Source organism: Aquimarina agarivorans (genome assembly GCF_000218485.1).
Taxonomy (GTDB): domain Bacteria; phylum Bacteroidota; class Bacteroidia; order Flavobacteriales; family Flavobacteriaceae; genus Aquimarina; species Aquimarina agarivorans.
Genome location: NZ_AFPB01000080.1, coordinates 21035 through 27187, shown reverse-complemented (window position 1 = coordinate 27187; position 6153 = coordinate 21035). Strand labels below are relative to the sequence as shown.

The following is a 6153-nucleotide window of genomic DNA, read 5'->3' as shown; positions in this document are numbered from 1 at the left end:
ACTGGATTCACTGGACGTACTGGTTTCACAGGGAGAACTGGATTACGGGACGCACCGGATTCACAGGTCGTACTGGCTTCACTGGACGCACCGGTTTCACAGGTCGTACTGGATTCACAGGACGCACTGGTTTCACTGGAAGTACCGGTTTCACAGGTAGAACAGGATTTACAGGACGCACCGGTTTCACTGGTAGAACAGGATTCACTGGACGCACTGGTTTCACAGGTAGAACTGGATTTACTGGTAGAACAGGATTTACAGGACGCACCGGTTTCACTGGACGTACCGGATTCACTGGACGTACTGGACGTACTGGACCTACCGGAGCTACGGGAGCCTCTCCAATTATAACTATTACCCCAATTGCAACCGGAAATACAATTGCAACGGTTAATAGCCCTTCCGGCACCCAAAATTTGCAAGAAACCGTAACTGAACTTGATCAAAACAACACTACGGGAGTCATCACATATACAAATGAAGCTGGTGCCCCACAAACAGCAAATGTAGTGAGTACTGATACTGAAAATAAAATAACGGTTGGTTCTGATGGCGGTGCTTTCTTGAATATCCCAGTCGTTTGTGCACTTGGTAGAGTCAATGGTGATGGAAGTGCTGCTGCCATATTTGGATCTTCTGTATCTAGAATTAATACTGGTGACTACCAAATTACTTTTAACACAGCTATAACCGGAAGCAATTACGTAGTACAATTAACTGCTATGGATTGTGGAGGTAATTGCCCTCCAGCAGGTGGTTCTAATTATGATGATCCTGGCATTACCTATTATGATATTCAGGATACTGGCTTTAAAGTAAATATTGGTGATAGTGATAATGGTACAAACCCTAAAACAGATATCGACCTAGAATTTATGTTCACGGTAACTAAATTACCTTAAACCTATTGATTACAAATTTTAAAGATGAAGAAAGCTTTACTAAATATTACAATTTTATTAATATTTCCAACTTTACTTTTTGGTCAAACTTTAGACGCTAATGCTACTATGGGGTTACCTAGAATAACAAATCTCACAGATATTACAGGTACGCCAACTGAAGGTAATATCGTTTATGTTACATCTGATGATCGTATTTACAGATATGATGGTGCTAATTGGATTGCGGACGTAGGAACTGATGATCAAGATGCTTCTGAAGTTAACACTGTATTGTCTTCATCTATTGACTTAAATGGTGATGGTACTGTTAATAATGCTGATATCATTGATGTAGACGGAGATAATATTATTGATACTACATTACAAAACGTAGTGGAAGCTATTACACCCATTACGTCGAAAGCTGGTCGGGTTTTTTATCCTCCTTCAATTGAAATTGATGTTTCTGCATTAACTCCTAGTGGAGCTCCAGATGAAACTGTAGATTTATATCAACAATATGTAAATCAATATGACATATCATTGAATACTACAACTATAAATGGTGTAACTGTTAACTATCAAACTGCAAAAAGCACGAGCGCACCTAATAATATACCCCTTTATACTGCAAATGAACTTTATTACTATGTTACTTTTGCTGATGCAAATGTATTTGACATTACAGGAATCAGTGATGCTGGAATACTCTCTTATCGTATTGTAGGACAACCAGCAGACTTTAATACTTTAATTAATGTCGTTTTTGTAGTAAAATAGTTTATAAAATTTAATTATGAAACTAGTACGATTCATTCATTTTGCATTATCTTTTATATTCTTTTTTAGTACTATAAATAATTTGCATGCACAGTTAATCTTTGCTGATAATTTTACGACCCAAGAATACAATAGAAATGATGGTACCGGCGATTGGAATACCGATTGGATAGAGTTAAACGATAATAACTCCCCTACTTCGGGCGATATTTTTATTTTTATTGGCAATGCTGGTATTGGACCTAATAATTTAGCTTTTGTAGGTGATCCTGGAGAAGGTATTCAAAGAGCTGTTGACCTTTCTGGGGCAACTTCAGCTTCACTTACATTTGATTGGTTAACTAATAATTTAGGTTTTTTTTTAATGGAAATCCAGCTGAAGAGCTTGAAATTTCTATATCAAATAATAATGGCACCTCTTTTAGCGTCTTAAACCCTGGAACACTCGTAGGCACAAATTCTGGGACTGAAAATATTGACATTACTCCTTTTATATCTGCAAATACAATTATTAGATTTCAAATTTTGGATGGATTTGGAACTGGCTTTGAACCTGGTGAATTTGTTATAATTGATAATCTTCAAATACAAACAAACTTACCTACTCCTAATACAGTTAGCGTAACGGACTTAACCATAAATGAAGGTGACAACACTGCCAATGTAGCGATTACTTATACTGGGGCAAACATCAACTCCTTTAGTGTAAATTATACTACAACTGATGGAACAGCTCTTGAAAGTTCTGATTATTTATTGACAAATGGAGTATTAAACTTTAATGGAACTCCTAACCAAATTATTAATTTAACTATACCTATAATTGATAACAATTTTGAAGAAAATGATGAAACATTCACGATTTCTCTTTTTAATAGCACAAACAATTCAATAATTTTAAGAAACGGTACAGTAACAATAACTGACGATGGAGATAATGCTGTTCCTGTAAATACTCCTTTAACTTTATTTGAAAAATTTAATGGTTTATTTGACTATGCTGTTACAGGCGATTCTTTTAGAAATGACATTAATGATGAGTGTAGCATTGTAGCAACAAGGCCTCCTGTTGCTCTAACTTCTACAATTCCTAATACTGCAACAATTAGAAAAGCATTACTTTTTTGGGGGCACTCAGGAGTATCAGCTGATGATGTAGTTACATTTGAAGGTCAATCAGTTACAGCAGACATTATTAATAGCAGTTTCTTTGGAACTAATACTTTTTTTGGAATGGTAGCTGATGTTACAAATCAAGTAACTTCGTTAGCTGACCCTGCGAATAATCTTTATGATTTAGAAAACTTGAACATTGATAACAGTACTAATTTTTGTAATAGTACAATTGTGTTTGGAGGTTGGAGTTTAATGATTTTTTATACAGATGATTCGTTACCTGCTTCCACAATTAATCTTTATAATGGATTTGATGGCAGACAGAACGATACAGAGTCCTATTTACTTGATGGTTTTTTTGCAATAGGCAATACTGATGCTAAAACGTCTGTTTTATCTTGGGAAGGTGATATTAATCTCGCTGATGGAGAATCACTAACCATAACAACTGGCTTAGCTCCAACCATTGAAATTCCTTTAGTGGGTGATGGTAATAACAACGGAGTAACAATCAACAATCCTTTTAACTCTACAGTTTATGATAATACGGACCTTACCAATATAACTAATCGCCAGACACTAGGTTTAGATTTAGACACTTATAACATTTCAAATTTCATTGCTCAAGGCGAATCTTCCGTAACAACAAATGTTAATGTTGGTCAGGATTTTGTCATTTCAAATGCTGTTGTCCTTAAAGTTCCCAGTAATTTAATGGTAGGAAATATTTTTGAAGATGTTAACTACTCAGGAGGTTTGGGAAGAAATTTGATCAATTCCAACGGTAATCCATTAGAAAATGTTACTGTAGAAATTTATAGAGAGGTTACTCCAGGGAATTTTATACTAGATGATAGTACGCAAACTGACGCCGATGGAGAATTTGTGCTTGGAGGAATGGTTAATGGTACATATCGTTTAAGAGTAGTTACAAATACTATTAGATCTTCGAGAAACAACGGCGATACGTGTACCGCCTGTGTTCCTGTTCAAACCTTTAAAACAGGCTACAATGGAACAAATATCACCCCAAATACTAACGAAATTGGTGGTAAGAATCCTGCTTTACTTACTGACGCGCCTGCTGGTACTATTGAAAATGCGATATCATTTTCAACTGTTACAATTTTAAACGAAGGAGTTGTTGACTTAAATTTCGGCTTCAATTTTAACACCATTGTAAATACCAATGCCACTGGTCAAGGTTCACTAGCTCAATTTATAACCAATTCCAATGAATTAGGCGAAAATGGCTTAAATATTGAAGCGCACCCTAATGACGCTTCAATCAATCCTGCAGCAGGTGTAGATGCAACGGTATTTATGATCCCTCCTACTGCCGATCCTTTGGGCAGAACTGCTGACGCTAATTATGATGCAAATGGCTATTTTGATATTTTCATACCCAATAACATTAGTGGAGTCCCATTTGATTTACCTCCCATAACTGGTGCTAATACACATATTGATGGGCGCTCGCAAACGGCTTTTTCTGGAAACTCAAACATAGGTACTATTGGTGCAGGGGGTACTTCTGTAGGAACAAATGGAAACGTTTTACCTAATTACAATTTACCCGAAATACAAATACATCAAAATAATGGCAATGTGCTTACTTTTCAAGGTGCAAACAATGTAATAAGAAACTTATCCGTATATGCCAATAACAACGCTGGTATTCTAGTAAATGATGGATCAACACTTGTTCAAAACAATATCATAGGAGTCAACGCACTTGGAGTAAACAGTGGTAATATTAGATTTGGTGTTCACGTAAGAGGTGGCGCTACTACTGCTACAATTAATTCAAATTACATTGCAACTACCATACGTGATGGACTACTTATTAACGGAGGCACTTCAACAACAATTGTAAATAACCACATTACTAGCAACGGAACATCTGGAAGTTGTTTTGACAATATTCGTATTCAAAATGGTACAGGAATTACCATTCAAAATAACTTAATTGAACAAGGCGCTGCATTTGGTATTGATGGTGATATCAATTCGGGTAATATCACTATTACAGAAAATACGATTAGGGAAAATGGTCAAAATGGAGGGAATTGTACCGCCACCACTATTGAAAATGCAGGTATTAAACTTAGAGGTAGCAATTCATCCATTACCAATAACATCATTAATAATAATGGCGGTCCTGGTATTGTTCTTGGAGGTGGAAATACTAGTGGTAATTTGATTTCTCAAAATTCTATTTTTGCAAACGGTCGTACTGAAAAGGCTTTAGGAATTGATTTAGACGCCACAATAGGTGATGTCGATGGTGATGGTGTTACGATTAATGACAGCGGCGATAGCGACAGCGGTCCCAATGGACTTATTAACTTTCCTACTTTTGAAACGGCTACAATACGAGGAAATATGTTAAAAATAACAGGCTGGGCAAGGCCTGGTTCCATTATTGAAATCTTTTTAACAGATGTACAACTTGGAACTGCTGTTGCTGGAGACAATCAACTGACTGGTTTTACAGATGACTATGGGGAAGGTCAATTGTTTTTGACCTCTGTAATCGAAGGAGGTCCCTTAGATACTGATGCAACGACCTCATCTTATAATGATGCTGATGGAAATACTGACATTACCAATCGATTTAATATCACAGTTCCTTTAAGTAGCAATATCCCTGTAACTGGCAATATCATTACAGCCACTGCAACGATAGCCAATTCAACCTCGGAATTTTCCAGAAAAAAAGTATTAAGACCAGCAACAGTGATTACTAACAGAAGGATTACATATAGAGTTAAACCTAATTAAAAAAAATAGTAAATTACACATATACAATGAATTAAATATAATCCATTAAAATCAGATCAATCGTGAAGCGCTGTACAATTATTTTATTTATGTTTTTAAGTAATTTACTATTGGGACAAACTGTTACAAGAAATGATTTAATGAGATTGCCTGTAGGGTCAACAACTAGTATAAATAATCTGCCTATGACAACGGCCGATGAAGGTCAAATTATATTTAATAGTACATTAAAAAAAATATTTGAATATAACGGTACCGAATGGAAACAATTACTTGAAGATAGATTAACTCCTGTAGTTGTTCCACTTACAGCAAGTTATACTTTAATTAATAGCAATAATACAAATGTATTAACATTTGATAGTGCAACTGATATCACTTTAACCATTCCTACAGGTTTACCTATAGGCTATAATATAAGTATATATCAAATTGGCGATGGACAAGTAACCATAACTGGTGCTGGTGGTGTACAAATTAAAAATAGATTATCACGTTTTAAAACCGCAGGCAGAGATGCTGGAGTTGGTATTATATCTACGGCAACAAACATATTTCACATCACAGGTGATTTAAAATTATAAGT

The 6153-nt window shown here is 35.6% G+C and carries 5 protein-coding genes; all 5 read left to right on the top strand.

The features are described from left to right. The coding region (locus GMC_RS23195; protein ID WP_010520878.1) for a collagen-like protein at positions 1–905 on the top strand (905 nt) is incomplete at its 5' end. Positions 906–929: 24 nt separating this feature from the next. Continuing rightward, entirely contained in the window at positions 930–1667 is a 738-nt protein-coding gene (locus tag GMC_RS0103740) for a hypothetical protein (RefSeq protein ID WP_010520877.1), read from the top strand. 16 nt (positions 1668–1683) lie between these two features. Beyond that, positions 1684–2100, top strand: coding sequence for a hypothetical protein (locus GMC_RS18985; RefSeq protein WP_040472405.1), 417 nt, complete (start codon positions 1684–1686; stop codon positions 2098–2100). A 92-nt stretch (positions 2101–2192) separates the two neighbouring features. After that, positions 2193–5567, top strand: a complete 3375-nt coding sequence (locus GMC_RS18980; protein WP_050813288.1) for a beta strand repeat-containing protein — start codon at positions 2193–2195, stop codon at positions 5565–5567. A gap of 62 nt (positions 5568–5629) precedes the next feature. Beyond that, positions 5630–6151, top strand: coding sequence for a hypothetical protein (locus tag GMC_RS0103730; RefSeq protein WP_238527913.1), 522 nt, complete (start codon positions 5630–5632; stop codon positions 6149–6151). Positions 6152–6153: the final 2 nt, after the last annotated feature.

Bases quoted from the DNA above. Each gene is read 5' to 3' on its own strand.
- GMC_RS0103740 (WP_010520877.1), top strand. From the start codon at position 930: ATGAAGAAAGCTTTACTAAATATTACAATTTTATTAATATTTCCAACT.
- GMC_RS18985 (WP_040472405.1), top strand. From the start codon at position 1,684: ATGAAACTAGTACGATTCATTCATTTTGCATTATCTTTTATATTCTTT.